This is a genomic window from Micromonospora sp. WMMC241, from assembly GCF_027460165.1.
Classification (GTDB): Bacteria; Actinomycetota; Actinomycetes; order Mycobacteriales; family Micromonosporaceae; genus Micromonospora; species Micromonospora humi.
Map to the genome: position 1 here is coordinate 4,894,374 of NZ_JAPZBF010000001.1, position 26,660 is coordinate 4,921,033.

Sequence of the window (26,660 nt, forward strand, 5' to 3'; positions counted from 1 at the left end):
GTCAGGACCCCTCCGGTACGCGTCGCCGCCAACACCGGCCACGCCGGGGGCCGTCCCGGTCGGCCATCAGCCGGCGCTGGAACAGGGTGAGCACGATGATGATCAGGAACAGCACGAACGAGATGGCCGCGCCGGAGCCGTAGTCGAAGTCCCGGAACGCGGTCCGGTACGACAGGTACGCCGGGGTGAGCGTGGTCTTGGCCGGGTCGCCCTGGCTCATCACGTACACCTGGTCGAAGACCTGCCAGGAGCCGATCAGTCCCAGCGTGACCACCAGGAACGTGGTGGGCTTGAGCAGCGGCAGGGTGACGTACCGGAAGCGCTGCCAGCGGGTGGCCCCGTCGAGCATGCCGGCCTCGTCGAGCGCCACCGGAACGTTCTGCAACGCGGCCAGGTACATCAGCATGAACGTGCCCGAGGTGGTCCAGATGACCAGGCAGATGATCGACGTCATCGCGACGCTCGGCCCGGAGAGCCAGTCCCACCAGGTCAGCCCGAGCGGGCCGCCGGAGGTGAGCGCGGCCGGTGGGGTGTCGACGCCGAACGCGCCGAGCAGCAGGTGCAGCACACCGCGGCCGTCGGCGAACCACTCCGGCCCGTCGATGCCGAGCAGGGCGAGCAGCCGGTTGACCGCGCCGGAGTTGGCGAACAGGAAGAGGAACACCACGCTGATCGCCACCGAGCTGGTGACCGAGGGGAAGTAGAACGCGCTGCGGAAGAAGCCCTTCCCCTTGAGCAGCCGGTTGTTGACCACCAGGGCGAGACCGAGCGCGAGCGCGGTCTGCACCGGCACCACGATCCCGACGTAGTAGATGTTGTTGCGGATGGCGGTCATGAAGTCGCGGCGGGCCAGCCCGTCCTCGGTGAACAGCCGGCCGTAGTTGTCGCCGCCGACGAACGGCACGTCGCCGGTGAACGGGCTGCCCTGGCCGTTCCAGTCGGTGAGGCTCACCCAGAGCGCCATCAGGATCGGCAGCACCATGAAGAGCCCGAGGATCAGGATCACCGGCGCGACGAAGAGCCAGCCGGCGAGGTTCTCGTTGCTGCGGATGCCGCCCCGACGGCGGCGCGGCGGGCCGGCCGACGCGGTGCCCGGCGCGGCGAGCGTGTCCGTTGCCATTCCCTCCTCCTTCGCTCGGTGGAGGTGGAAGGAGGGGCCCTCTATTAACACCCGTCTGTTAACAAGGGGCCCCTTCTCACACCTCAGCCGCCGAGCGCCGCCTTGGCGTTCTTGTCGAAGTTGGCCAGGATGCTCTTCGGGTCGCCGGTGGCCAGGCCCTGCAGGCCGGCCTCCAGGTCACGCAGCACGCTGTCCATCTTCGGGGCGTTCACCGGGCCCTGGGCGTACTCGACGCCGTCGATGAACGGCTTGTCCGCCGGGAAGGCGCTGCTGTACTGGTCGCGGACCGACTGGCGGGACGGCATCACGCCGAACGCCTTGGCGAAGCCGATCTGCTGCTCGCCGGCGGTCATCGCCTCGACGAACTTGATCGCCTGGTCCTTGTACTTGGACTTGGCGGCGATGCCCCAGCACTGGGTGAAGGAGAGCGTGCCCTGCCCCTTCGGGCCGGCCGGCAGCGGCACCACCTTGTACTTGACGTTCGGGAAGTCGTTCTGCAGGGCGCCCTTGATCCAGTTGCCCTCGATCGTCATCACGGCCTTGCCCTTGCCGAACGCCTCGCCGGCCCAGCCGGAGTCGAGCTGCTTCGGGAACTTCGCGTAGCCGTTGGTGAGCAGCGACTTGGCGTACTGCAGGGCCTGGAGGTTCTCCGGGGTGTCGGCGGTCGGCTGCTTGCCGTCCTTGCTCATCAGCCAGCCGCCGTTCTGCACCATGAACGCGCCGATGCGGTCCCGGGTGTCGCCGAGCGCGATCGCCACCTGGCCCTTCGCCTTGATCTTCTGGCTGACGGCGGTGAGCTGGTCCCAGGTGGTCGGCACGTCGGCGTCGGTGAGGCCGGCCTTGGTCCACAGATCGGTGTTGATCTGCAGGGCCAGGGTGGAGAAGTCCTTCGGCGCGCAGTAGAGCTTGCCCTCGTAGGTGAACGCGGTGCGCAGGCTCTCGTAGAAGTCGTCGGGGTTGCTCACCTTGTCGCCGTAGGGCTCCAGCGCGCCCACGCTGGCGTAGTCGGCGAAGCGGGTCGCGTCGACGTAGAAGACGTCCGGCGGGGTGCCGCCGGCCAGCGCCTGGCCGAGCTGCTGGGTGAGGTCCTGCGCCGGGGTGACGGTGGCGCTGTTGCCGGAGGAGCCGGCCCACGCGGCGGCGGCGTCCTTGACGGCCTTGGTCTCGGCGTCGCCGGAGGAGCCGATCAGGATCTGGAGGTTGGCCGGGCCGCTGGACTGCTTGGCGTCGTCGGCCGAGTCGTCGAAGCCGCTGCCGCAGGCGGCGGAGCCGAGCAGGGCGACGGCGGCGACGCCGGCCACCGCGGCCCGGGTGAGAATCCGAGGTGTCATCTGTCTCTCCTGGTGGGGGATGGGATCACGCCGAGTGCCGGAGCACCAGCGAGGGATGGAGCAGGAGCTGGGGGTCGCGCTGCTGCCCGTCGAGCAGCCCGGTGAGTAGCTCGACGCAGCGGGCGGCGGCCTCGCCGAGCGGTTGGCTGACGCTGCTCAGCCCGACCGCGGCGGCCACCGGCGTGTCGTCGAAGCCGATGACGGCCAGGTCGGTACCGGTGTCCCGGGCGGCCTGCCAGGCACCGAGGGCCAGCGAGTCGCTGGCGCAGACCACCGCGGTCGGCGGTGCGTCGAGGGCGAGCAGCGCGCGCGACTCGCGCTCCCCCTCGGCGATGCCGTCCTCGGTGGCGCTGTCCGGTGCGGCGCCGTCCAGGCCGACCTCCGCCATCGTGGTACGCCAGCCGGCGCGCCGGTCGTCGCCGACGCCGGAGCCGGCGGGCCAGCCGAGGAAGGCGATCCGGCGGTGCCCGGCGGCGAGCAGGTGCCGGGTGGCCTGGGCGGTGCCGGCGGCACCGTCGACGTCGACCCAGGGGTGGGCCTCGGGGGTGTCCCAGGGCCGGCCGAACGTCACGAACGGCACCTCCCGTTCGGCCAGCCACGCGGTGCGCGGGTCGCCGTGCTTGGTGCCGGTGAGCACGAACGCGTCCAGGTCGTACGCGCCGAGCAGGTCGTCGTAGGTGGCGATCTCCTGGTCGTCGCCGACGGCGGTGTAGAGCAGCACCCGGTAGCCGGCGGCGTCGGCGGTCTCGGTGAGGCCGTGCAGGAAGCGGTCGAGGACCGAGCCGTTGATGCCGTCGCGGGTGGGTTCGATGCGGACGGCGATGAGCCGGGACCGCCCGGTCCGCATCTGCCGGGCGGCCTGGTTGGCCCGGTAGCCGAGCGCGACGATCGCCTCGTGCACCCGGCGCCGGGTGTCCTCGCGGACGATGTGCGGCGTGTTGAGCACGTTGGAGACGGTCTGCCGGCTCACCTGGGCGTGCCGGGCCACCGTTGCGATGGTTACCTTTTCTCCCACGAAATCCCTCTCGCCTACCTTGAACGATCCAATGCCGATGGGGCAGGATTAGATCGTTCAAAGTTTCTGGAATGTTTCGCACTGTGCACCCGGCCACGGCCATCTGTCAAGACGTCCGTCGCCACCGATCAGCACCAGGAGTTCCCCCGTGACCGAACGCCACCTCCAACCGCTGCTGCACGACCTGGTCGGCGTGGCACACGCCCCCACCAGCGCGTTGGGCGACGCGGCCGGTCAACTTCGCCCGCACGGCGTCCAGGGTGTCTTCCACGCCGACGCCCGGGTGCTGTCCCGGGCCGAGCTGAGCCTCGACGACCGGGAGCCGGAGACGATCGCGCACGGCGCAGCCGGCCCGCACGGCGCCCGCTTCGTCGGCCTGGCCCGCTGGCTCGGCGACCCCACCCCCGACCCGACCGTCCGGGTGGAACGCACCCGCCGGGCCGGTCCGCGCGGTCTCACCGAGGAGATCGTGGTGTCCTCCACCGCCACCGCCCCGGTGCACACCACCGTCACCCTCGACCTGGCCTGCGACCTCGCCCCGATCGAGCACGTCAAGATCGGCCGCTCGGTCGCGCCGCGGAAGGCCGAGGCAGGCGAACCGGGCCGGGTGCGATGGGCCGCCGACGGGCTGACCGTCACCGTGACCGGCGAGGGCGCCACCGTGGACGCCGCCGGTGACCGGGCCGTCGCCCCGCGCCTGAGCTGGCCGGTCACCGTCGACCCGGGCGCCTCGGTCACGCTGCGCTGGCGGCTCGCCGTCACCGACCCCCGGGCCGTGGTGACCGCCGCGCCGGCCGACGCCGGTTGGGCCGAGCCGCGGGTGGACGCCGACGACCGCCGGCTGCTGCGACTGCTCGACCGTTCCCTCGCCGACCTGCGCGGGCTGCGGCTGGCCGAACCGGCCCACCCGGAGGACGTCTTCCTCGGCGCGGGCGTGCCGTGGTTCCTCACCCTGTTCGGCCGCGACAGCCTCTGGGCCGCCCGGATGATGCTGCCGCTCGGCACCGACCTGGCCGCCGGCACGCTGCGGGTGCTGGCCCGCCGGCAGGGCACCGAGGTCGACCCGGCCACCGGCGAGCAGCCCGGCAAGATCCTGCACGAGCTGCGCCGGCACGAGTTCGCCCCGAACGAGGGGCTCCGGCTGCCGCCGGCCTACTACGGCACTGTCGACGCCACCATGCTCTGGGTCAACCTGCTGCACGACGCCTGGCGCTGGGGCCTGCCCGCCGACCAGGTCGAGCCGCTGCTGCCGCACCTGGAGGCGGCGCTGCGCTGGCTCGGCGAGCACGCCGACGCCGACGGCGACGGCTTCGTCGAGTACGTCGACACCACCGGCCACGGCCTGGCCAACCAGGGCTGGAAGGACTCCGGCGACGCGGTGCGCTTCCGCGACGGCCGGCTGGCCGCACCGCCGATCGTGCTGGCCGAGGTGCAGGGGTACGCGTACCAGGCCGCCACCGACGGGGCGAACCTGCTGGACGCGTTCGACCGCCCCGGTTCCGACCGTTGGCGCGACCACGCCGACCGCCTCGCCGAACGGTTCCGGGCCACGTTCTGGGTCGACGGCCCCCACGGCCCGCAGCCCGCGTTGGCCCTGGACCGGGACAAGCGCCCGGTGGACTCACTGACCAGCAACATCGGCCACCTGCTCGGCACCGGGCTGCTGTCGGACGCCGAGTCGGCCCAGGTCGCGGCGCTGCTCTCCACCGAGGCGATGGCCGGCGGCTTCGGGCTGCGCACCATGTCCACCGACGACGCCGGCTTCAGCGCGCTGTCGTACCACTGCGGTTCGATCTGGGCGCACGACACCGCGATCGTGCTCGCCGGGCTGGCCCGCGACGGGCACCGGGCGGCGGCGCTGCGGCTCGCCGACGGCCTGCTCGCCGCCGCCGAGGCGTTCGACTACCGCCTGCCCGAGCTGTACGGCGGCGACGACCGGGCGACGCTCGGCCGGCCGGTGCCCTACCCGGCCGCCTGCCGTCCGCAGGCCTGGTCCGCGGCGGCGTCCGTGCTGCTGCTCCAGGCAGGGCTGGGCGTCTATCCCGACGTGCCGAACGGCCGGGTCGACCTGCGCCCGCTGGCCGGTCCCGAGCTGGGCGCGCTGAGCGCGTCGAACCTGCGCATCGCCGGCGCCCCGGTCACGGCGGCTGTCGACCACACCGGCCACCCCACCCTGAAGGACCTGCCGACCACCCTCAAGCCCACCCACATCCCCACCCCCCGAACCCCCCTCTCCCCCCAGACCCCCGCGCCCGTGCGTCGATCATGAAGTTGGCGGCCTTGTGGATCTCCTCCACTGCCGCCAACTTCATGATCGACGGCCCGGACCGAGGCTGGGGCGGGTCAGGACGGGGGAAGTTCGGCTACCAGTTCGTCGTCCTCCATGGCTCCGGTGGGGTGGAAGCCGAGGGAGGTGTAGAGGGCTGCCGCCGCGGTGTTGTCGGGGTGGTAGCTCAGGCGGATCGGGTGGCCTTTCTCGGCGAGCCAGCCGGTGAGCGTGCGCACCGTGGCGCGGCCCAGCCCTCGGCCCTGCTCGGCGGCGTCGATCACCATGCCGCCGATCCAGCGGGAGTCGTCGTCGTCCACGCCCCACATGACGTGCCCCACCACGTTCTCGTCGGCGTAGACGGCCAGCGAGGTCCAGACCTCCGAGTGGGCGGTGAGCAGCAGGTAGCGGGCGGCCAGCGCCGCCACGAAGGCGCGCTGGTCGTCGCGCGGCGCCACATCGGCCACCGGCCGCCAGTTGTCGTCGCCCACCGGCCGCAGGGTCACCCGGCGGCCGGAGCGGTCATGCTCTCCAAAGTCGATCATGACCGCCAGCCTAGGAGCCGGTCCCCCGGCCGACCATCCATTTCGCCGAGCCACCGCGGCAGGCGTGGTGAGGAGGGGCCCCTGTTATGCAGAATGCGTTAACAGGGGGCCCCGCCTTACGCGCGGGCGGCGCGGTCGAGGTACGGGCGCGGGTCGCCGGCACCCAGGTCGGTGACCCCGGCGCTGCGCAGGGCACCGATCGCCATGGTCCGGCGCACGGCGCCGAAGGTGATCACGTGGCCGATGGTGCCGCCCAGCGTGTGGGTGGTGGGGGGCGTGCAGGTGGTGTCGACGAAGGTGTCCGCGAGCGTGCCGGCGGCAAGCGTCCGGGCGACGAACGCCCGCCAGTCCCGCCCGGCGACCGCGTGCCGGGCGGCCAGACCACGCACCGACCGGTCGCTCTCGTCGGGCCAGTCGCCGCCGCGCAGCGCCGACAGCCAGTGTTCCTCCTGCGTGACCATCGCGTTGATCAGCGAGCGGAGCGTCGGGTCGTCGTCGATCGTCTCCACGGACACGGTGACCGGCCGGTCGAGCACCTCCTCGTCGAGGCCGCCCGCGCGTTCGATGATCGCGGTGAGGGTCTCGACGTGGTGGTCGACCAGGTGTTGGAGCACGTTCATCGGGGTCTCCTGACGTGCGGCCGGCAGCCGCAGGCCGCCGGGCGGTTGGAAGTGGACGCCGCTCGGGCAGGGCAACTCCAGCTCGGCGAGGACCAGCGGCCGGTGCCGCCGGACCGCGGTCGGGGCGAAGCCGTACGACCGCTGGAAGGCGCGGGTGAACGCCTCGTGCGAGCCGTACCCGGCCTCGACCGCGATGTCGAGGACGGTCCGGTCGCTGGTGACGAGCCGGTACGCCGCCCGTTCCAGGAGCAGTCGCCGGCGCAGCGCGCCCGGCGGTTCGCCGGTGGCCGCGGCGACCAGCCGGTCGAAGTGGAACCGGGACAGGTGGGCCCGGGCGGCCAACCCTGCCGGGCCCGCCGTCGGGTCGTCGAGCGCCGCTTGGAGGACGTCGAGGAGGCCGGTGAGCCCGTCGTTCCGGTTCATGCGCTCAGCCTGCACCCGGGGCGGACGGTACCGCTTGATCGCCGTTGCGCACCTGCAGAGCAGGGGTACTAGTCGAGCAGGGCGTCCAGGCCGACGGTGAGACCCGGCCGACGGCCGACCTCGCGCACCGCCAGCAGCACGCCGGGCATGAACGAAGCCCGGTCGTACGAGTCGTGCCGGATGGTCAGCGTCTCGCCTGTGGTGCCGAACAGCACCTCCTGGTGGGCGACCAGGCCGGTGGCACGCACCGCGTGCACGCGTACCCCGTCGATGTCGGCGCCGCGGGCGCCGGCCACCTCGTCGCGGGTGGCGTCCGGCGCGGGGCCGAGGCCGGCCTCGGCGCGGGCCGCCGCGATCAGCCGGGCGGTGTGGGTGGCGGTGCCGCTCGGCGCGTCCAGCTTGCGCGGGTGGTGCTGCTCGACGATTTCGACCGACTCGAAGTGCCGCGCCGCGCGGGCCGCGAACTGCATCATCAGCACCGCGCCGATGCCGAAGTTGGGGGCGATCACCACGCCCACCCCGGGACGGTCGGCCAGCCAGCCGCGCACCTGGTCCAGCCGCTGCTCGGTGAAGCCGGTGGTGCCCACCACGGCGTGGATGCCCCGCTCCACGCACCAGCGCAGGTTGTCCATGACGGCGTCCGGGGTGGTGAAGTCGACGACGACGCCGGCGCCGGCATCGGCCACCTCGGTGAGGTCGTCGCCCTGGTCGACGGCCGCGACCAGCGCCAGGTCGGGTGCGCCGTCGACCGCCTTGCAGACCTCCATGCCCATCCGGCCCCGGGCACCCAGCACGCCGACCCGGGCCGCCTCGGCCGGGCCCTTCTCCCGCACGTCAGTCACGGGGCACAACCTATCCCAATCGGGACGCGCCGCACCGGGCGGACCGGGTGAGTCGGGTCAGCGGCCGACGGTGAAGGCGGACTCGTCGAACGGGCCGACCACGGCCAGCGACATCGGCCGGCCGAGCAGCTCGGCCGCCAGGTCGTTCACGTCGGCCAGGGTCACCGCGTCCACCCGGGCCAGCAGTTCGTCGACGGGCATCAGGTTGCCGTAGAGCAGCTCGCCCTTGGCCAGCCGGCTCATCCGCGACCCGGTGTCCTCCAGCCCCAGCACGAAGGAGCCCTTGCTCATCCCCTTGCCCCGGGCCAGTTCGACCTCGGTGACGCCCTCGGCCGCCACCCGGGCCAGCTCGGCGCGGGTCAGGTCCAGCACCTCGTCGACCTTGCCGGGCGCGCAGCCGGCGTAGACGGCGAACACGCCGCTGTCGGCGTACTGGCTGGCGTAGGAGTAGACCGAGTAGGCCAGGCCGCGCTGCTCCCGGATCTCCTGGAACAGCCGGCTGGACATGCCGCCGCCGAGCACGTTGTTGAGCACGCCCAGGGCGAAGCGCCGGTCGTCGGTGCGGTCGATGGCCGGGCAGCCGAGCAGGACGTGCGCCTGCTCGGTCTCCTTCGGCTCGACCAGGGTGGTGGCCGGCTTCGTGCGTACCGCCGGGGTGGTCGCGCGGTGCGGCGCCGGCGCGGCCGGGTCGGTGTCCAGCGGGGTGCCGCGCAGCGCCTGCCGGACCAGCTTGACCACGGCGGCGTGGTCGAGGTTGCCGGCGGCGGCGATCACGATCTGCGGCGCGGTGTACCGGCTGCGGTAGAAGGCCTGGATCTGCCGCCGTGTCATCGGCGTGACCGTCTCCTCGGTGCCGGAGATCAGCCGGCCCAGCGGGTGGTCGCCGTAGACGGCGCGGGCGAAGAGGTCGTGCACCTCGTCGCCGGGCTCGTCGTCGTGCATGGCGATCTCTTCGAGGATGACCCCGCGCTCGGTCTCCACGTCGGCGGCGGCCAGCACCGAGTCGGCGACCGCGTCGCACATCACGTCGATGGCCAGCGGCAGGTCCTCGTCCAGCACCCGCGCGTAGTAGCAGGTGTATTCCTTCGTGGTGAACGCGTTGGTCTCGCCGCCCACCGCCTCGATCTCGGCCGAGATCTCCAGCGCGCTGCGCTTCTTGGTGCCCTTGAAGAGCAGGTGCTCCAGGAAGTGCGCGGCGCCGGCCTGCGGGCCGGTCTCGTCGCGGGAGCCGACCGCCACCCAGATGCCGAACGAGACGCTGCGCATCGCCGGGATCGCCTCGGTGAGGACCCGCAGCCCGCTGGGCAGCACGGTGCGGCGGACGGTGCCGCCGAGCGGGTCGTCGCTGAGGGTGCGGGTGACCGCCCGTGCCGGGGAGGACGAACTCACGACAGACCTGCTCTCCGTGCCACGAAGGGTGGGTGGGACGAACGACGGCTCCAGCCCGCCGTGCGACCTGGAGCCGTGGGCCGGCCCGGGCGACGCGTACGTCACCCGGGCCGGTCGGTGATCAGCTGTGCCGGGTACGGCGACGCGGCCGGTCGCCGCCCTCGCCACCCTCCGAGCGGCGCTCGCCGCCACGGTCGCCACCGCGGTCGCCGCCACGGTCGCCACCGCGCTCGCCGCCGCGGTCACCGCGCGGGCCACGGTCGCCGCCGCGGTCCCGGCCGGACGGACGCTCGCCGCCGGCGGCCTCACCGGCGGCCGGCGCCTCGGCGCCCTCCGGACGGATCTTGTCCAGGTAGATCTTGCCGCGGGCGTCGATGTCCGCGATCTCGACCTCGACCTTGTCGCCGACGTTGAGGAAGTCCTCGACCTTCTCGACCCGCTTGCCGTCGCCCACCTTGGAGATGTGCAGCAGGCCGTCGCGGCCGGGCAGGAGCGAGATGAAGGCGCCGAACGCGGCGGTCTTCACCACGGTGCCGAGGAACCGCTCCCCCACCTTCGGCAGGGTCGGGTTGGCGATGCCGTTGATCCGGTCCACCGCGGCCTGGGCCGAGGGGCCGTTGGTCGCGCCGACGTAGATGGTGCCGTCGTCCTCGATGGAGATCTCGGCGCCGGTCTCGTCCTGGATGGCGTTGATGGTCTGGCCCTTCGGGCCGATCACCATGCCGATCTTGTCGACCGGGATCTTGACGGTGGTGACCCGCGGTGCGTAGTCCGACATCTCGGCCGGCGCCTCGATGGCCCGCTGCATCACGTCGAGGATCGTCTGCCGGGCCTCGTGCGCCTGCTGGAGCGCGGCGGCCAGCACGTCCGACGGGATGCCGTCGAGCTTGGTGTCGAGCTGGAGCGCGGTGACGAAGTCACGCGTGCCGGCGACCTTGAAGTCCATGTCACCGAACGCGTCCTCGGCGCCGAGGATGTCGGTGAGCGTCACGTACTGGGTCTTGCCGTCGACCTCGTCGGAGATGAGGCCCATGGCGATGCCGGCGACCGGCGCCTTCAGCGGCACACCGGCCGAGAGCAGGCCCAGCGTCGAGGCGCAGACCGAACCCATCGAGGTGGAGCCGTTGGAGCCGAGCGCCTCGGAGACCTGCCGGATGGCGTACGGGAACTCCTCGCGCGACGGCAGCACCGGGATCAGCGCCCGCTCGGCCAGCGCGCCGTGACCGATCTCGCGCCGCTTCGGCGAGCCGACCCGGCCGGTCTCACCGGTCGAGTAGGGCGGGAAGTTGTAGTTGTGCATGTAGCGCTTGCGGTTCTCCGGGGACAGCGTGTCCACCATCTGCTCCATGCGCAGCATGTTCAGCGTGGTGACGCCCAGGATCTGGGTCTCGCCGCGCTCGAACAGCGCCGAGCCGTGCACCCGCGGCAGCACGCCGACCTCGGCGGTCAGCGGCCGGATGTCGCGCGGGCCGCGGCCGTCCATCCGGACCTGCTCGCGCAGCACCCGGTTGCGGACCTCGGACTTGCTCAGCGAACGGAAGGCGGCGGAGAGCTCCTTCTCGCGGCCCTCGAACCGGCCGCCCAGTTCCTCGGCGACCTTGGCCTTGATCCGGTCCAGAGCCTCCTCGCGGTCGGCCTTGCCGGCGATCTTCAGCGCCTCGGTGACCTCGGCGCGGGCCACGTCGGCCACCGCGTCGTACACGTCGTCCTGGTAGTCCAGGAAGATCGGGAACTCGGCGACCGGCTTGGCGGCCACCTCGGCCAGCTCGCTCTGCGCCCGGCACAGCTCACGGATGGCCGGCTTGGCGGCCTCCAGGCCGCTGGCCACGATCTCCTCGGTCGGCGCGGTGGCACCGTCGGAGATCAGGGACACCGCGTTCGGGGTGGCCTCGGCCTCGACCATCATGATCGCGACCTCGCCGTCGGCCAGGGTGCGGCCGGCCACGACCATGTCGAAGGTGGCGCGGGCCAGCTCCTCCAGGGTCGGGAAGGCGACCCACTGGCCGTCCACGTGCGCGACCCGGGTCGCCCCGATCGGGCCGGAGAACGGCAGGCCGGAGAGCTTGGTCGACATCGAGGCGGCGTTGATGGCCACCACGTCGTACGGGTGCTGCGGGTCGAGCGCGAGGATGGTCTCGACGACCTGGACCTCGTTGCGCAGGCCCTTGACGAAGGACGGGCGCAGCGGCCGGTCGATCAGCCGGCAGGTGAGGATGGCGTCCTCGCTGGGCCGGCCCTCGCGGCGGAAGAACGAGCCGGGGATCCGGCCCGCGGCGTACATCCGCTCCTCGACGTCGACCGTCAGCGGGAAGAAGTCGAACGACTCGCGCGGCTGCTTGCCGGCGGTGGTGGCGGAGAGGACGACCGTCTCGCCGAGCTGGGCGACGACGGAGCCGGCGGCCTGCCGGGCCAGCCGGCCGGTGGAGAAGGTGATCTCACGGGTGCCGAAGGACCCGTTGTCGATCACGGCGGTGCGGGATTCGGTGCCGAGGTTGGTCTCGGTCATGTGCTGTGGTGCTCCTTCGCGTCGTCGGCCGACGACACGGGAACTGCTCAGGCGGCCGGTCTTCGATCGAAGCGCCCGGGTGGGCCGGCATGTTGCCGGGATTCCCGGGGGCCACTACCGGAGACCGGTGCTGACCGGCTCCCTCTCGGGTCGTCGCGCGGCCGGGGTTCTTTCTGGTGGTACCGGAACGGGGGAGCAGCCGAGCGGCCACTCCCCCGTCAGGTCATCGGCGCAGGCCGAGCCGCTCGATGAGCGACCGGTAGCGGTTGATGTCCTTCTTCTGGACGTAGTTGAGCAGCCGACGGCGCCGGCCGACCAGCAGCAGCAGCCCACGGCGGCTGTGGTGGTCGTGCTTGTGCACCTTCAGGTGCTCGGTCAGCTCCGCGATCCGCTTGGTCAGGACCGCGACCTGCACCTCCGGCGAACCGGTGTCGCCCTCGGCGGTCGCGTACTCCTGGCGGATCTTGGCCTTGGCTTCCTGGTCGAGCGCCATGTTCTCCCTGTTTCGTGGGTGGTTCGATGAGGTCCGTCGGAGCGGTCGTGTGACCGGTGCGACGGACCGGTTCCTCGCACCCGCGGCGTCGTGCAGGCACGCGAGGCCCCCGTCGGTCAGCCGACGTCCCCGTCAGCCTACCAGCCCCGACCCGGGCCGGCCGGTCAAGGTCGGCACGCGGGGTCAGGACACGGCGCGTCGGGTGCGCTCCACGTCCTCGGCGATCTGGGCGACCAGCGGCTCGATCGCGTCGTACGTCCGTTGCTCGCGCAGGTGCGCCACGAAGTCCAGGGCCAGCCGCTCGCCGTACAGGTCGCCGCTGAAGTCCAGCGCGTACGCCTCCACCCGGCGCTCCCGGCCGGAGAACGTCGGGTTGGTGCCGATCGAGACCGCCGCCGCCAGCGGCTCGCCGCCGCGGCGCACCAGCCGGGCCGCGTACACGCCGTCGGCGGGCACCGCCGCGTACCGGTGGGTCAGCAGGTTGGCGGTCGGGTAACCCAGCTCACGTCCGCGCTGGTCACCGCGGACCACCACGCCCTCGACCCGGTGCGGCCGGCCCAGCGCGGCCGCCGCCGCGCGCACGTCGCCCGCGTCGACGCAGGACCGGATGTACGTGGAGGAGAAGACCGTGCCCGCCTCGGCGACCAGCGGCGCGCCCTCCACCCCGAAGCCGAAGGTGCGGCCGAGCCGCGTCAGCAACGCCACGTCGCCGGCCGCCCGGTGCCCGAACCGGAAGTTGTCGCCGACCACCACCAGCGCGGCGTGCAGGTGCTCGACCAGGATGTCGTGCACGAACGCCTCGGCCGGCAGCCGGGAGAACTCGACGGTGAACGGCACGACGCAGAGCACGTCCACGCCGAGCGCCTCGATCAGCTCCGCCTTGCGGGCCGGCTCGGTGAGGACCGCCGGGTGCGAGCCGGGGCGCACCACCTCGGCCGGGTGCGGGTCGAACGTCACCACCACCGACTTGACGCCCAGCTCGCGGGCGCGCGCCACGGCGTGGCCGATGGTGGCCTGGTGCCCCTGGTGCACCCCGTCGAAGACGCCGATGGTGACCACCGAGCGCCCCCAACCGCCGGGCGCCGCCTCGTACCCCCGCCACCGCTGCATGCCGATCCTCTCCCCTGTCCGCCCGCGCGCCGTCAGGCCGGGGCCAGGACGATCTCCGCGCGGGCCCGCCCGTCCCGCTCGCTGACGATAGCGATCAACCCGCCCGCCGGGTCGAAGACCGCGTACGGGCCGGCGATCCCGGCCGGGTCCAGCGGCCCGCCGTGCGACAGCGTCCGCGCCTCCGCCTCGGTCGCGTCCCGGCGCGGGAAGAACCGCTCGGCGGCGGCGTCCAGCGGCAGGTTGACCACGTCCGGCGCGCGCTGTTCGAGCTGCGCCAGGGTGGCCGCCTCGGCCAGGTCGAAGCCGCCGACCGCGGTGCGGCGCAGCGCGGTGAGGTGGCCGCCGACCCCGAGCGCCAGGCCCGCGTCCCGGGCGAGGGCCCGGATGTACGTCCCGGACGAGCAGGTCACGTCCACGTCCACGTCGACCACGTCGGGGGTGTCCCGCCGGATCTCCCGCACGTCGAGTCGGGACACGGTGACCCGCCGGGCCGGCAGCTCGACCGCCTCCCCGTCACGGACCCGCTTGTACGCCCGCTCACCGTTGATCTTGATAGCGCTGACCGCGCTGGGCACCTGGTCGATCTCGCCGGTCAACGCCGCCAGCGCGGCCCGCACCGCATCGTCGGTGACCGCGCCGGCCGGGGTGCTCGCGATCACGTCGCCCTCGGCGTCGTCGGTGACCGTGGACTGGCCGAGCCGGATCGTGGCGGCGTAGCTCTTGCCCGCGCCGATCACGTAGGTGAGCAGCCGGGTCGCCCGCCCGACGCCGATCACCAGGACGCCGGTGGCCATCGGGTCCAGCGTGCCGCCGTGCCCCACCCGGCGGGTCCGGGCCAGCCGCCGGATCCGGGCCACCACGTCGTGCGACGTCATGCCGCCGGGCTTGTCGACCACGATCAGACCGTCTGCGCTCACGACCGCCAAGCCTGCCAGACGGCGGTCGTCGGCCCTGCGGGGGATACCGCCCCGGTCGACCCGGGTGTCAAGATCAGCCGCCCCTCGCCGCCCGCACCGGAAAGTCCGATGACCGATCACCGCTCCGCCCCCGACCCGCACCCGGCCGACCCGACCGGACGGGACGGGTACCCCGACTGGCTGCACCGACTGGAGCGGGAGATCCGCCCGAGCCTCGCCCTCCGGCTGCGCATCTGGTGCCGACGCCGGGCCCGCCGACTGGTGGCCGCCTCCGGTGCCCTGCTCCTGCTGACCGGTCTGCTGGGCGCAGGCGCGTACGGATACCGGCAGCTCCGACGGCCCGCCACGGCGTCCCCGGCGGCCGGCACGGTCACCGGCTCCCCGGCCTCCCCGGCCGTGCCGACGCCGGATCCGGGTGTCTTCGCCGGGACCCCGGCGGCCACCTGGCCGGCGGGAGCGGCCGGGATCACGCTGCCGCCGGCCCGGCCGACGGACGGCTTCACCGCCGCCGAGGTGTCGGCCGGGCTGGCCCGGGTGCGCGCCGCCATGCTGACCGCCCGCCTGGACCGGGCGTTCATGACCGGCGACAGCCCGACCCCGTTGCTGCGCCACTTCGCCCCGGCCGCCCGGGACACGGTGCGCAAGGACTGGTCCACCGCGACCATCGGCACCTACGCCACCCGCGTGTCCCCGGACGTCCGGCTCACCCCGGACCAGCCCCGGGCGAAGGGCGCGATCACCTATCGGGGGATCCGGGACGCCGGTGGCGCACGGACGCTGGAGGTGACCAGCAACGTCGTCTGGGTCTACGGCTTCCGGGACCTCGACTCGCGGACCGGTCGTTCCGTCGTCCTGCTGCACGACGAGGTGGTCTGGCGCCTGCCCCGCGCCGGTGACGTGGTGCGCTCGGACCGGGGCCTCTGGCTGCACCGGATGTCGAGCTACGGCTGGGGGGTCGACTGCGACGCCATCAAGCACGGGCTGGTCCGCCCCGGCCGGGCGGACCCGGACGCCCCGCCGTTCCCCGAGGACCCGGACAGGCTCTACGACCCGGCCCACCCGATCGAACTTCCCGTCTCGTGCTGAGCCCGGCCGTCGAGGCGCGAGCGGTCAGCGGACCGCGCCGATGACCACCCAGGCACCGGAGCGCAGCCGCAGCAGCAGCGCGACCAGCCGCAGCACCACGAACAGCGTCAACCCGGCCCAGATCCCGCCGAGCCCGAGGTCGAGGCCGTAGGCCAGCCAGATCGCCGGCAGGAACCCGCCGAACGCCGCCACGATGGTGAGGTTGCGCAGGTAACGCACGTCGCCGGCGCCGATCAGCACCCCGTCGAGGGCGAACACCACGCCGCCGATCGGCTGGAGCGCCACCAGCCAGGGCCAGGCCACCATGGCCTGTTCGCGTACCTGCGGATCGGAGCTGAACAACGACGGCACCAGACCGGCGCCGGCGGCGATCAGCACCGCGAACGCCACGCCGCACAGGCCGCCGAGCACTGCGACGCGGCGGGCGAGGAACCGCGCGCCGGCCGCGTCGCCGCCGCCGAGCGCGGCGCCGACCAGCGCCTGCGCGGCGATCGCGAGGGCGTCCAGCACCAGCGCGGTGAAGAACCAGAGTTGTACGGCGATCTGGTGCGCCCCCACTGCGGCGGCGCCGAAGCGGGCCGCGACCGCGGTCGCGGACAGGAAGCTCGCCTGGAACGCGACGCCGCGGACCAGCAGGTCACGCCCGAGCACCAACTGCTGCCCGATCATGCGCGGCCGGGGTCGCAGCGCGACCCGCTCGCGCACCAGCGCGGCCGCGAACAGGCCGCCGGAGAGCGTCTGCGCGACCGCGTTGGCCACGGCGGAGCCGACCAGGCCGAGCCCGAGCGGGTAGACGAGCAGCGGGCAGAGCAGTGCGGAGAGCAGGTTGGGGGCGAGCACGAACAGCAGCGGCCGGCGGGTGTCCTGGATGCCCCGCAGCCAGCCGTTGCCGGCGGCGGCGAGCAGCAGGCCGGGCGCGCCGAGCGCCGCGATCCGCAGCCATCCGGCGGCGGCGTCGGCCACCTCGCCGGGACCACCGGCGAGGGTACGCGCCAGCGCGCCCCCACCGATGCCGATGGCGACCGCCACCAACAGGCCGGCGGTCAGCGCGAGCCAGGACGCCTGGACGCCCTCGGCCACCGCTGCGGCCCGGTCGCCGGCGCCGAACCGGCGGGCCGAGCGCCCCGTGGTGCCGTACGCCACGACCGTGCCGATCCACGCGGTCAGCGTCATGACCGTGCCGCCGACGGCGAGCGCGGCGAGCGGCACCCGGCCCAGATGACCGACCACCGCGGTGTCGACGAGGACGTAGAGCGGCTCCGCGGCCAGCACCACCAGGGCGGGCAGCGCGAGCGCGGCGATCCGCCGGGGCGACACGGCGGTGGCGGGTGCGGCGGTGCTGCTCATCGCCGCCGATCGTGGCACGTGTCCGGTAAGGCCCGCAACCCCTAGGGCTGCTTACCCCACCCCTCCAGGAAGCGTGCCACGTCCGGCCGGCCGCGCAGCCGGCGCACCGGCAGGCCCGGGGCGTAGGCGGCGACGGCTCTCAGCACCCGGGGACGGGAGTGACGCGGGTAGCGCCAGACGTAGCGCAGGAGGTCGAGGTCGACGCGCTCCGGGCAGCCCTCGGGAAGGTCGGGCCGGGGCTCGACGCGGCGGGCCCAGCGGCGACGCAGCACCCGACCCAGGCACCGCAGCCGGTGCGGGTCGCAGAGCACCAGCAGGTCGGCGCGGGGCAGCCGGAGGTCGAGCGTGCCGGCATAGTTGCCGTCCATCACCCAGGCCGGGCGGGCGGCCAGCGCGGCCACCTCGGCGCGGAACTCGTCGCCGGTCGGTGCGACCCAGCCGGGCCGCCAGTAGTGGCGGTCGAGGTGGATCAGGGGCAGTTCGAGTCGCCGGGCCAGCTCCCCGGCGAGGGTGCTCTTGCCGGCACCGGAGCTGCCGACGACGAGGATGCGGCGCACCGGGTGACGGTAGCGCCGCCGCTCCCGGGACGTGGCGCCCGACGCGCGGGCTCCGGCCCGGCGGACAGGGCTCCCACCTGGCGGGCTCGGGCTCCCGCTCAGGGAAGCCGGCTCCGGACCGGCGGGGCTCGGGCTCCCGCTCACGGAAACCGACTCCGGACCGACGGGCTCAGGCTCCGAGGTCAGGGGGCGGGGATCAGGTCGGCGGGATGCGCTCCCGGGCGGATGGCCGCCGGTTTTCGGCGACCGGTGCGACGGTGACGCCGGCGACGGGGCCGATCACGGTGCCGCGATGCCCCGGCCGGCCGGCGTCACCGCCGGACGGCCTGCGTCACTGACGGGTGTCCATCGAGGTCTGCAGCGCGCGACGCATCTGCTCGCGCGCCTCGTCGGTGGTGGTCTCGGTCTGCGGCTTGCGCTTGCTCGGCATGGAGTGTCCTTCCAGGGTGCGGACCACCGAGACACGGCGGCCCTGCGGGCGTCCGGCGCCCCGTCGTCGACGGCGCGACAACCGTCACGCCGCGACCGGAGTCGTCGGTCTGCTGCGCGCCCGGCCAGCGGTCCGGGATCACCGGAGCGGCTCGCCTGGCAGCGTGAGCCCGGGTCGGTCTGACCCTGGAGAGAGGCGGCGCCGGGTGTGGCACCACCGCCCGTGACCAGCGCCGCGAGGCGCCGATCCCTCACCCAAATTAACGTTCACTTTCCAGATAGTGCCCACTGTTCCCGCGATGCGGACAGGGCAACCCCTTTTCCGGCGGCGTCTCAGCGGGCGAGAAAGTGCCAGCCCAGCCACCACCAGAAGCCGAACAGACCGATCCGGCCCACCGGCACCGGCCCCACCTCGTATCGCATGACGAAGGCGCAGACGTCGGCCAGGGACGGGATGCGCGACCCCTCCCGGCGTGCGGCCCACTCCACGGCCGCGAACAGCAGCACCGCGGTCAGGAAACCGCCGATGGCCAGCGCGCGCATCATCGGCGGACCAGTCCCCAGAACGCCGCCAGCCAGGCGAACCAGGCCGCCGAGCGGGCCAGGTGGTCCTCGAGCAGCGGGTCGGCCAGCCGGGAGAACGTGGGAAATTCGTCGCCCACGGACAGCACGAAGGTGGCCCCCTCGAAGACCCCGAAGACGGTGACCGGCAGCAGCCACCACAGCGCGGCCGAGGGCAGCCGGCGTGGCGCCGGACGTCGGGGAACCCGATTGCTCAGGCCGACCCAGATCAGCCCTCCGCCGGTGCCGAGGATGTAGAGGTTCGCCGCGGTCGAGAACGACGGCAGTTGTCCACCGACCAGCGAAAGGCAGATCAGCACCGGTACGGAGACGACCGGCCGGTCCCAGACCCGGGGCGCCTCGACGGTGAGCTCGGGGGGATGATCCATCACCCGATTGTCCCCAGCGTGACGTAAGGCGGGAAGACCGGCACGCCTCGTGATTGCCGCGAAACGCAGAAGGCCGGCACCCGTTCTCGGGTGCCGGCCTTCGCGCGTGTGCTTACTTGGTCCAGTGCTGGTTGACCAGGTCGGTGGCCTGCTTCTCCCACTGGGCGTAGGCGTCCGGGTAGGCCGAGACCTGCACGGTCTGGGCGGCCTTGGTCAGCGGCATGTCCTGCCAGCCGTCGACCTGCTTGAGGCCCTTGAGGAAGGACAGGGTGGAGTACTCGGGGTCGGTGATCTGCTCCGGGGTGCCCCAACCGCTGGACGGGCGCTGCTGGAACAGGCCCAGCGAGTCGTGGTCATTGCGGTCGCCGAGGTGGCCGAGGTTCTCCAGCTTCGACTCCTGCAAGCTGGTGGCGATCGAAACCACCGCGGCGCGCTCGGGCAGGCCGGCCTTCTTCGTGGCGGCGATGATCGCCTTGACGTTGGCGGTCTGCTCGTCGTTCAGGCTGATGGTGGACTGCTCACCCTGCACCGTGGCGACCGTGACCGGCTTGCCAGCGGCGTGGGCGGAGGTGTCGGCGTGGGCGGCGATCGGACCGGCGAACACACCACCGGTGAAAGCGAGACCAGCGATACCGAGAATGCTCTTACGCAGGATCGTGTTCATGGGGGGCTCCATTCGGGGGTCGACACACCGGGGGGTGTGTGGGCACCGTCAGGCGCACAGAAAGTTCACGGGGATCCGGCTGCTCGCGGGCATCGCGGCGCCGGGAGTGTGTGTAACGACCGGCCGGCCACCGTCATTCCCGGAAGCGGGCTGGCCGACCGCCGGCCCAGGGGGCTCGGGTGAGCGTCGAACCGGGGCGGCGGGCTGCGGCGGGGAGACACGTGCGGGCCCTCCTCGGCCGGTCACGGGGATACAACGCCACGCCCCCACCGACCATTCCGCCGCCAGCGTGCCACCCACCACCCCGGAACCGGACACCCCCACCCACCCGGACCACCCGACCCGCGACCGGAACACCACAGCTGACCCCGCCCCCGCAGACACCCACCACGTTCCACCCGCCAGCCCACCCGGGCGTCACTGGAACGCCATGGCCGTCTCACGCCCCCGCAGACACCCACCGCGTTCCACCCACCGACGCACCCGGGCGTCACTGGGACGCCATGGCTGTCTCACGCCTCCGCAGACACCCACCGCGCGGTTCCACCCAGCGGCCGTTGGCCTCGCGCGTGGAGGTCGTCGGCTGGAAGGGCGCTGGGGGATATGACCTCCCGAAGCCAGCAGGGGATGGCCGAGCGTCACCTCGCCGCAGGAAAGAACTGCTTTTGAGCGGTATGCCTGTCAGTCATAATTATGACCCTGAGGTATACCGCTGTGAACACACCTCTCCCGCCGGACGCGACACGCCCGGGGAGGCAGCGCCCGACCGGCGCCACCGGCGCGAGGTCAGGAGCGAGGCGTCAGCACGGCGGCGGAAAGGGCGACGCGGATGCTCTCGACCACCTCGTCGATCGGGCCGCGACCGGTGAAGCCGGCCGCGAACCGGTGCCCGCCCCCGCCGAGCCCCACGGCCACCCGGCTCACGTCCACCGCGCCCTTGCTACGGAGCGAGACCGCCCACTCGGCCTCTCCGGACTGCTTGACCACGCAGCTCACATCGGCCTCGGCGGTGCAGCGGACGGAGTCGATCAGCGCCTCCAGCACGTACGCCGGTTGGTCGTGGCGGGCCAGGTCGTCGTGGGTCGCGTACGTCCAGACCAGGCCGTGCCCGGCGGCGGCCGCGGGTTCGAGCGTGGCCCGGCCGAGCACCTCGCCGAACAGCCGGACGGCGCCGAACGGGCGGGTGTCGAACACCCGCCGGGAGATGTCGCCCGGCCGGATGCCGGTGGCCAGCAGGCGCGCGGCCATCTCGTGCACGGCGGGGGTGGTCGCCTCGAAGCGGAACGAGCCGGTGTCGGTGGTCAGCGCCACGTAGAGGCCGGTCGCCGTCGCGGCGTCCACCGTCACCCCGAGCCGGTCCAGCAGCCCCAGCGCCACCACGGAGGTGGCCGCGGCGTGCGGGTCCACCAGGTTGACGGTGCCGAAGCCGGTGTTCGAGGCGTGGTGGTCGAGCACCAGCGCCGTGCCCGCGGTGGCCAGCCGGTCGGCCAGGTCACCGAGCCGGGACTCGCTCGCCGCGTCGAAGCAGATCACCAGGTCCGGGTCCGGGTAGGCGTCGTCCTGCGACACCAGCAGCTCCACGCCGGGCAGCCAGCGGAACGGCTCGGGGACGCCCGCCGGGCCGGGGAAGGTGGCCTGGAGCTGACGTACGCCGAGCCGGCTCAGGCCCAACGCGAAGCCGAGCATGCTCCCGAGCGCGTCCCCGTCCGGGTTGACGTGGCAGATGAGCAGCACCCGCGCGTCGGCGCGGAGTTCGCGTACCGCCGCGACGGCGGCCGCCCAGTCGGCGTCGGTGGGACCGCCCGCCGCCGCGCCGTCAGGCCCGGCGGAGGCCGGCGCGCCGGCCTCGACGGCCTCGGTCACCGCTGGTCGCCGCCGCGCGGCTCGTCGTCCGTCGACGACGCACCCTCGGCCGGCTCGTCCTCGTCGTCCTCCTCCACCCGGTACGGCTGGGCGTCGCCCGCGTAGGCGGCCTTGGCGGCCAGCCGCTGCACCTCGGCGTCGGCGGAACGGGCGGCGGTGAGCAGGTCGTCGATGTGCTTGACCTGGTTCTGCACGTCGTCGAGGACGAAGGTCAGCGTCGGCGAGTGCCGCAGCCCGAGCGCCTTGCCGACCGTGCTGCGCAGCATGCCCTTGGCGCTCTCCAACGCGGCGGCGGTGCTCGCCTGGGCCGCCGCGTCGCCGAGCACCGTGTAGAAGACGGTGGCGTCGCGCAGGTCGGCGGTGATCCGGGCGTCGGTGATCGTGATCATGCCGAGCCGGGGGTCCTTGATCTGGCTCCGCACCACCGACGCGACGAGTTCACGGACGCGCTCCGCGTGCCGGCGTACCTTGGCCGGATCCGACATGTCCCCCACCTCCACGATCACTGTTCCTACGACCCCGGCGCTCCTGACGCCGCGATCGGGAAACCGCCGGCCGGGGACGGGCTGCGCCCGGGCCCGACCGCCCAACGTCCGAGAACATTACCCGCGCCCCGACGGGCGGTGCGCGGCGCGGCCGGGCTGCTGTGCGACGCGCCGACGGTGTCAGTCGTCCGCGCCGTGCAGGCGGCGGCGCACCGACAGCAGCTCGGTCTCCGGGCGGGCGGCGACCATCCGCTCGCAGGAGTCGAGCACCTCACGGACGTGGGCCGGTTCGGCGGCCACCACGGCCACCCCGATCTCGGCCCGGCCGTGCAGGTCGAGCGCGCCGACCTCGGCGGCCGAGACCTCGAACTTGCGCAGCGCGGCGACGATCGGCCGGACGTAGGACCGCTTGGCCTTCAGGGAGCGGGAGTCGCTTGGGAGCAACAGGTCGAACAACGCGGTTCCGGTATACACGGCGAGCAACGGTACGCGGCGCGCGGTTCGCGTGGCACCCGATTACGGCGCGACCGCGACCAGCACGTCCCGTTCGATGGCCTGGTCGACCCGGTGGGCGAGGTCCCGCCAGCCGGGCCCGCCGGCCACCCGCAGGCCGGCGGCGGTCAACACCGCCTCCGCCTCCGCGCGCGGCGCCACGTGCGTGTTCCAGGACAGCCCCAGGGCGCCGCCCGGGCGCAGCAGCTCACGCCACACCGGTACGGCGGCGGCGAGCAGTTCCAGTGGGCTGCGGGACAGGTCCTGGCCGGTGCGGCTGCCGTGCGCCACCCCGTACGGGGCGTCGGTGACGATCACGTCGGCGCACCGGGGGCGCAGCACCTCGCGGGCCCGGGTGGTGTCGATGTTCAGCACCACGACGCGCTGGGTGATGCCGGCCCGGTGCGCGTCCCGGGACGGCGAGAGCACCGCCTCGAAACGTCGGGCGACCAGCTTGCGGTCCCGGCGCACCGACGTGGTCTCCGCGGTGTGCTTGAGTCGCTTGCGGCGCAGCCAGGTCCGCAGGAACGCCCCGTACGCCTCCACGTCCTGGCTGTCGCGTTCGACGCCGATGCCGTCGTGGCCGTACATGAGCGCCTGGTTGAGCGTGGTGCCCCGGCCGCAGAGCGGGTCCAGCACCACGAGCCCGCCGTCGAGCATCCGGGGCGCGGCGGCGGAGGCGAGCAGCGTGACGTTGAGCAGCAGCCGGGTGAACTGCTCGTTGGTCTTGCCGGCGTACTTGGGGATGGTGATCAGGTCCGAGTCGTAGGCGGCCAGCGGGTGCAGCGGCACCGGCCGGAGCAGGTCGTCGCCGACCCGTTCGAAGAGCGCGTACGCCGCCGACAGGTTCGCCAGGTGGGCCAGGTCCCGGGCGCCGAGGCCGGGTTCGGGAGCGGTGAAGGTCAGGTAGTCGACCCCGCCGATCCGGGTGACGTCGGCGTCGCCCGGCGTCACGTCGAGCACGCCCGAGCCGGCGAACACGGTCAGTTCGGCGCGGGCCAGCCGGACGGCCGCGTCGGCGTAGACGCGGTTGGCGGAGGGGGCGAGGAGCAGTGCGTACCCGATCACGCCGGAGATTGTCGCAGCCTGCGGAAACGGCGACGGCCGGGACCCGAAGGCCCCGGCCGTCGACCGTCGTGCACATCACCTCAGGCGCGCGGCTTCTCCCGCATCTCGAAGGTCTCGATGACGTCGCCGACCTGGACGTTGTTGTAACCGCCCAGCGTCAGACCACACTCGAAGCCTTCGCGGACCTCGGTCGCGTCGTCCTTGAACCGCTTCAGGGAGCTGATCGTAAGGTTGTCCGCCACGACCGCCCCGTCCCGCAGCAGACGCGCCTTGGCGTTGCGGCGGATGAGACCGGACCGGACGATACAGCCGGAGATGTTGCCGATCTTGGACGAGCGGAAGACGTCGCGGATCTCCGCGGTGCCCAGCTCGACCTCCTCGTACTCCGGCTTGAGCAGACCCTTGAGCGCGGCGTCGATCTCCTCGATGGCCTGGTAGATGACCGTGTAGTACCGGATCTCCACGCCCTCGCGGTCGGCGATCTCGCGAACCTTGTTGGCGGCCCGCACGTTGAAGCCGATGATCGTGACCGCCTCGTTCGAGGCGCTCGCGAGCATGACGTCGCTCTCGGTGATCGCACCCACGCCCCGGTGGATGATCCGAAGCTGGACCTCCTCCGGGATGTCGAGGTTGAACAGCGCGTCCTCGAGCGCCTCCACGGAACCGGAGCCGTCGCCCTTGAGCACCAGGTTGAGCGAGGTCTTCTCGCCCTCCTTGAGCTGCTCCATGAGCGTCTCGAGGGTGGCCCGGCCACGGGAGTTGGCGAACGAGGCCGCCCGCCGCCGTGCCTGCCGCTGCTCGGCGATCTGCCGCACGGTGCGGTCGTCCTCGGCGGCCAGGAAGGTGTCACCCGCACCCGGCACCGTGGTCAGACCCAGCACCATGACCGGACGAGCCGGGCCGGCGTAGTCCACCGGCTTGCCGTTCTCGTCCAGCATGGCCCGGACCCGGCCGTGCGCCCCACCGGCGACGATGGAGTCACCCGCCCGGAGCGTGCCCTTCTGCACCAGCACGGTCGCCACCGCACCACGACCCTTGTCCAGGTGCGCCTCGATGGCCACACCCTGCGCCGGCCCGTCGATCGGAGCGGTCAGCTCCAGCGACGCGTCGGCGGTCAGCAGCACGGCCTCGAGCAGTTCCTCGATGCCGATGCCGGGCTTCGCGGCCACGTTGACGAACATGGTGTCGCCGCCGTACTCCTCGGCGACCAGGCCGTACTCGGTCAGCTGCTGGCGGACCTTGTCCGGGTTCGCGTCCGGCTTGTCGACCTTGTTGACCGCGACCACGATCGGCACGTCCGCCGCCTTGGCGTGGTTGAGCGCCTCGATGGTCTGCGGCATCACACCGTCGTCGGCCGCCACCACCAGGATCACGATGTCCGTCACCTGGGCACCACGGGCACGCATGGCGGTGAACGCCTCGTGACCCGGGGTGTCGATGAAGGTCACCGCGCGGTCCTCGCCCTCGTGCGGGACGTGGACCTGGTAGGCGCCGATGTGCTGGGTGATGCCACCCGCCTCGCCGGCCACGACGTTCGCCTTGCGGATCGCGTCGAGCAGCTTGGTCTTACCGTGGTCGACGTGACCCATGACGGTCACCACCGGCGCACGGCTGACCAGGCGGTCCTCCGCGACCTCGGCGTCGAGGTCGATGTTGAACTGCGCGAGCAGCTCGCGGTCCTCGTCCTCCGGGCTGACGATCTGCACGTCGAAGCCGAGGTGCTCACCCAGCAGCAGCAGGGTCTCGTCGGAGCACGACTGGGTCGCCGTCACCATCTCGCCCAGGTTGAACATCTCCTGGACCAGCGAACCCGGGTTGGCGTTGATCTTGTCGGCGAAGTCCGACAGCGAGGCGCCACGGGACAGCCGGACGACCTGACCCTGACCGCGGGGAGCACCCGAGGACATGGTCGGGGCCGACAGGTTGTCGAACTCCTGTCTGCGCTGCTTCTTGGACTTGCGGCCACGGGTCGGCCGACCACCCGGACGCCCGAAGGCACCCGCGGCGCCGCCACCACGGCCACGACCGCCGCCACCGGGACGACCGCCGCCGCCACCCGGACGGAAACCACCGCCGGGAGCGCCACCGCCACCGCCGGCACCGCCACCGGGACCGCCGCGGTAGCCACCGCCACCGCCGCCGCCACCGGGACCGCCGCGGTAACCGCCGCCACCGCCGCCGCCACCGGGACCGCCGCGGTAGCCACCGCCACCGCCGCCGGGACGACCCGCGCCACCGCCGGGACCGCCACGACCGCCACCGGGACCGCCGGGGCGACCCGTGGTCGGACGCTGGCTCGGCATCGACGCCGGGCTCGGCCGCGGCGGCATGGACGCCGGGCTGGGCCGCGGCGGCATGCCGGCCGGGCTGGGACGGGGACCGCCCCCACCGGCGGCCGGGGGCCGCTGCTGCTGGCCGCCCTGGATACCGAACGGGTTGTTACCGGCGCCACGCGCCGGCGGACGACCGCCGGGACGGGCACCGGGGCCCTGACCCGGGCCACCGGGACGGGCGGCCGGGGAACCCGGACGCGCCGGCATGGCGTTCGGGCCGGGACGCGGACCGGGGCGGGGACCGCCCTCGGCCGGAGGCTCCCGGCGCGGGTTCTCGCGCTGCTGCTGGCGGGCGGCCTGGGCGGCCTTGACCGCGGCCTCCTGCTCAGCCTTGAGCGCGGCGGCACGCGCTTCCGCGGCCGCCACTTCGATGTCGTGCGCGCTCGCCGGCTTGGCGACCGGGGTCGCCGGCTGCGGCGGGCCGGGGACCGGGCCCTTGGGCTTCGGTCCAGGGGTCGGCGCGGTCGGCCGCCGGGGCGGCATCGGCCGGGCCGAGACCCGGGGGGCGCCCGGGGTCGGGGTGGGCGTCGGGGTCGGTGCCGGGCCGCTGGGCGCGGCTGCCGGCGGGGCGGCGGGCGCCGGCGAACCGGCGGACGCCACGAAAGCGTTCCGCAACCGTCGGGCGACAGGCGCCTCGACGGTGCTGGAGGCGGACTTGACGAACTCGCCCATCTCCTTGAGCTTGGCGAGAACGGTCTTGCTTTCGACCCCGAGCTCCTTGGCAAGCTCGTGTACGCGGGCCTTTCCTGCCACTGCACTCCTCACTCCGAGGTCGTGCGGGCAGCACCCGCAGCGACCTCACTCGTGCA

23 protein-coding genes are annotated in these 26,660 nt (G+C 73.3%); 2 read left to right on the forward strand and 21 right to left on the reverse strand.

The features are described from left to right. Window position 1: 1 nt before the first annotated feature. From O7598_RS22050 to O7598_RS22060, 3 genes are all read right to left on the reverse strand, one after another. The gene (locus tag O7598_RS22050) at window positions 2-1,120 is read right to left on the reverse strand and encodes a carbohydrate ABC transporter permease (protein WP_269693203.1); all 1,119 of its coding nucleotides are present in this window, start codon (window positions 1,118-1,120) and stop codon (window positions 2-4) included. An 83-nt stretch (window positions 1,121-1,203) separates the two neighbouring features. After that, window positions 1,204-2,451, reverse strand: a complete 1,248-nt coding sequence (locus O7598_RS22055; RefSeq protein WP_269693204.1) for a sugar ABC transporter substrate-binding protein — start codon at window positions 2,449-2,451, stop codon at window positions 1,204-1,206. Between the two features lie 25 nt (window positions 2,452-2,476). Then, complete coding sequence (locus O7598_RS22060; protein ID WP_269693205.1) at window positions 2,477-3,439, reverse strand: LacI family DNA-binding transcriptional regulator; 963 nt, start codon at window positions 3,437-3,439, stop codon at window positions 2,477-2,479. 175 nt (window positions 3,440-3,614) lie between these two features. On the opposite strand from O7598_RS22060, the gene O7598_RS22065 reads away from it, so the two are divergent. After that, window positions 3,615-5,735, forward strand: coding sequence for an amylo-alpha-1,6-glucosidase (locus tag O7598_RS22065; protein WP_269693206.1), 2,121 nt, complete (start codon window positions 3,615-3,617; stop codon window positions 5,733-5,735). A 74-nt stretch (window positions 5,736-5,809) separates the two neighbouring features. On the opposite strand, the gene O7598_RS22070 is transcribed toward O7598_RS22065, so the two are convergent. The 8 genes from O7598_RS22070 to truB form a co-directional block, all read right to left on the reverse strand. Then, window positions 5,810-6,277 carry a GNAT family N-acetyltransferase gene (locus tag O7598_RS22070; protein WP_269693207.1) on the reverse strand — a complete coding sequence of 156 codons (468 nt, stop codon included), beginning with the start codon at window positions 6,275-6,277 and terminating at the stop codon, window positions 5,810-5,812. Window positions 6,278-6,393: 116 nt separating this feature from the next. Next, on the reverse strand, window positions 6,394-7,320 hold the full coding sequence (locus tag O7598_RS22075) for a helix-turn-helix domain-containing protein (RefSeq protein WP_269693208.1): 927 nt from the start codon (window positions 7,318-7,320) through the stop codon (window positions 6,394-6,396). Window positions 7,321-7,388: 68 nt separating this feature from the next. Next, a complete protein-coding gene (gene dapB / locus O7598_RS22080) occupies window positions 7,389-8,162 on the reverse strand; it encodes a 4-hydroxy-tetrahydrodipicolinate reductase (RefSeq protein WP_269693209.1) in 774 nt (257 codons plus the stop codon). A 57-nt stretch (window positions 8,163-8,219) separates the two neighbouring features. Beyond that, complete coding sequence (locus O7598_RS22085) at window positions 8,220-9,551, reverse strand: M16 family metallopeptidase (protein ID WP_269693210.1); 1,332 nt, start codon at window positions 9,549-9,551, stop codon at window positions 8,220-8,222. A 121-nt stretch (window positions 9,552-9,672) separates the two neighbouring features. Next, window positions 9,673-12,057, reverse strand: coding sequence for a polyribonucleotide nucleotidyltransferase (locus O7598_RS22090; RefSeq protein WP_269693211.1), 2,385 nt, complete (start codon window positions 12,055-12,057; stop codon window positions 9,673-9,675). Window positions 12,058-12,280: 223 nt separating this feature from the next. After that, a complete protein-coding gene (gene rpsO / locus O7598_RS22095; RefSeq protein ID WP_013284678.1) occupies window positions 12,281-12,550 on the reverse strand; it encodes a 30S ribosomal protein S15 in 270 nt (89 codons plus the stop codon). A 183-nt stretch (window positions 12,551-12,733) separates the two neighbouring features. Then, window positions 12,734-13,660 carry a bifunctional riboflavin kinase/FAD synthetase gene (locus O7598_RS22100; protein WP_269693212.1) on the reverse strand — a complete coding sequence of 309 codons (927 nt, stop codon included), beginning with the start codon at window positions 13,658-13,660 and terminating at the stop codon, window positions 12,734-12,736. Window positions 13,661-13,692: 32 nt separating this feature from the next. Next, entirely contained in the window at window positions 13,693-14,577 is an 885-nt protein-coding gene (gene truB / locus O7598_RS22105; RefSeq protein WP_269693213.1) for a tRNA pseudouridine(55) synthase TruB, read from the reverse strand. Window positions 14,578-14,685: 108 nt separating this feature from the next. Between truB and O7598_RS22110 the strand changes: the two genes are divergently transcribed. Continuing rightward, a complete protein-coding gene (locus tag O7598_RS22110; protein WP_269693214.1) occupies window positions 14,686-15,663 on the forward strand; it encodes a hypothetical protein in 978 nt (325 codons plus the stop codon). 24 nt (window positions 15,664-15,687) lie between these two features. Here O7598_RS22110 and O7598_RS22115 read toward each other — a convergent pair whose 3' ends face one another. The 10 genes from O7598_RS22115 to infB all read right to left on the reverse strand — a co-directional run bounded on the left by O7598_RS22115 (window position 15,688) and on the right by infB (window position 26,604). Beyond that, window positions 15,688-17,010: an MATE family efflux transporter gene (locus O7598_RS22115; RefSeq protein WP_269693215.1), complete on the reverse strand. Its 1,323-nt coding sequence runs from the start codon at window positions 17,008-17,010 to the stop codon at window positions 15,688-15,690. A gap of 41 nt (window positions 17,011-17,051) precedes the next feature. Further along, window positions 17,052-17,567 (reverse strand): adenylate kinase, encoded by a 516-nt coding sequence (locus tag O7598_RS22120; protein ID WP_269693216.1) that lies wholly within the window; start codon window positions 17,565-17,567, stop codon window positions 17,052-17,054. A gap of 762 nt (window positions 17,568-18,329) precedes the next feature. Then, window positions 18,330-18,539 carry a DUF6186 family protein gene (locus tag O7598_RS22125; RefSeq protein WP_175441532.1) on the reverse strand — a complete coding sequence of 70 codons (210 nt, stop codon included), beginning with the start codon at window positions 18,537-18,539 and terminating at the stop codon, window positions 18,330-18,332. Next, the gene (locus O7598_RS22130; protein ID WP_269693217.1) at window positions 18,539-18,946 is read right to left on the reverse strand and encodes a hypothetical protein; all 408 of its coding nucleotides are present in this window, start codon (window positions 18,944-18,946) and stop codon (window positions 18,539-18,541) included. The genes O7598_RS22125 and O7598_RS22130 overlap by 1 nt, the downstream gene beginning before the upstream one ends. 112 nt (window positions 18,947-19,058) lie before the next feature. After that, window positions 19,059-19,610: a hypothetical protein gene (locus O7598_RS22135; RefSeq protein WP_269693218.1), complete on the reverse strand. Its 552-nt coding sequence runs from the start codon at window positions 19,608-19,610 to the stop codon at window positions 19,059-19,061. Between the two features lie 786 nt (window positions 19,611-20,396). After that, on the reverse strand, window positions 20,397-21,473 hold the full coding sequence (locus tag O7598_RS22140; RefSeq protein WP_269693219.1) for a DHH family phosphoesterase: 1,077 nt from the start codon (window positions 21,471-21,473) through the stop codon (window positions 20,397-20,399). Then, window positions 21,470-21,958, reverse strand: coding sequence for a 30S ribosome-binding factor RbfA (gene rbfA / locus O7598_RS22145; RefSeq protein WP_269693220.1), 489 nt, complete (start codon window positions 21,956-21,958; stop codon window positions 21,470-21,472). Before rbfA ends, O7598_RS22140 begins: the two co-directional genes overlap by 4 nt. A 180-nt stretch (window positions 21,959-22,138) precedes the next feature. Further along, the gene (locus tag O7598_RS22150; protein WP_269693221.1) at window positions 22,139-22,432 is read right to left on the reverse strand and encodes a DUF503 domain-containing protein; all 294 of its coding nucleotides are present in this window, start codon (window positions 22,430-22,432) and stop codon (window positions 22,139-22,141) included. A 42-nt stretch (window positions 22,433-22,474) separates the two neighbouring features. After that, window positions 22,475-23,518, reverse strand: a complete 1,044-nt coding sequence (locus tag O7598_RS22155; RefSeq protein ID WP_269693222.1) for a TRM11 family SAM-dependent methyltransferase — start codon at window positions 23,516-23,518, stop codon at window positions 22,475-22,477. An 80-nt stretch (window positions 23,519-23,598) separates the two neighbouring features. Then, window positions 23,599-26,604: a translation initiation factor IF-2 gene (gene infB, locus O7598_RS22160; protein ID WP_269693223.1), complete on the reverse strand. Its 3,006-nt coding sequence runs from the start codon at window positions 26,602-26,604 to the stop codon at window positions 23,599-23,601. Window positions 26,605-26,660 lie beyond the last annotated feature (56 nt).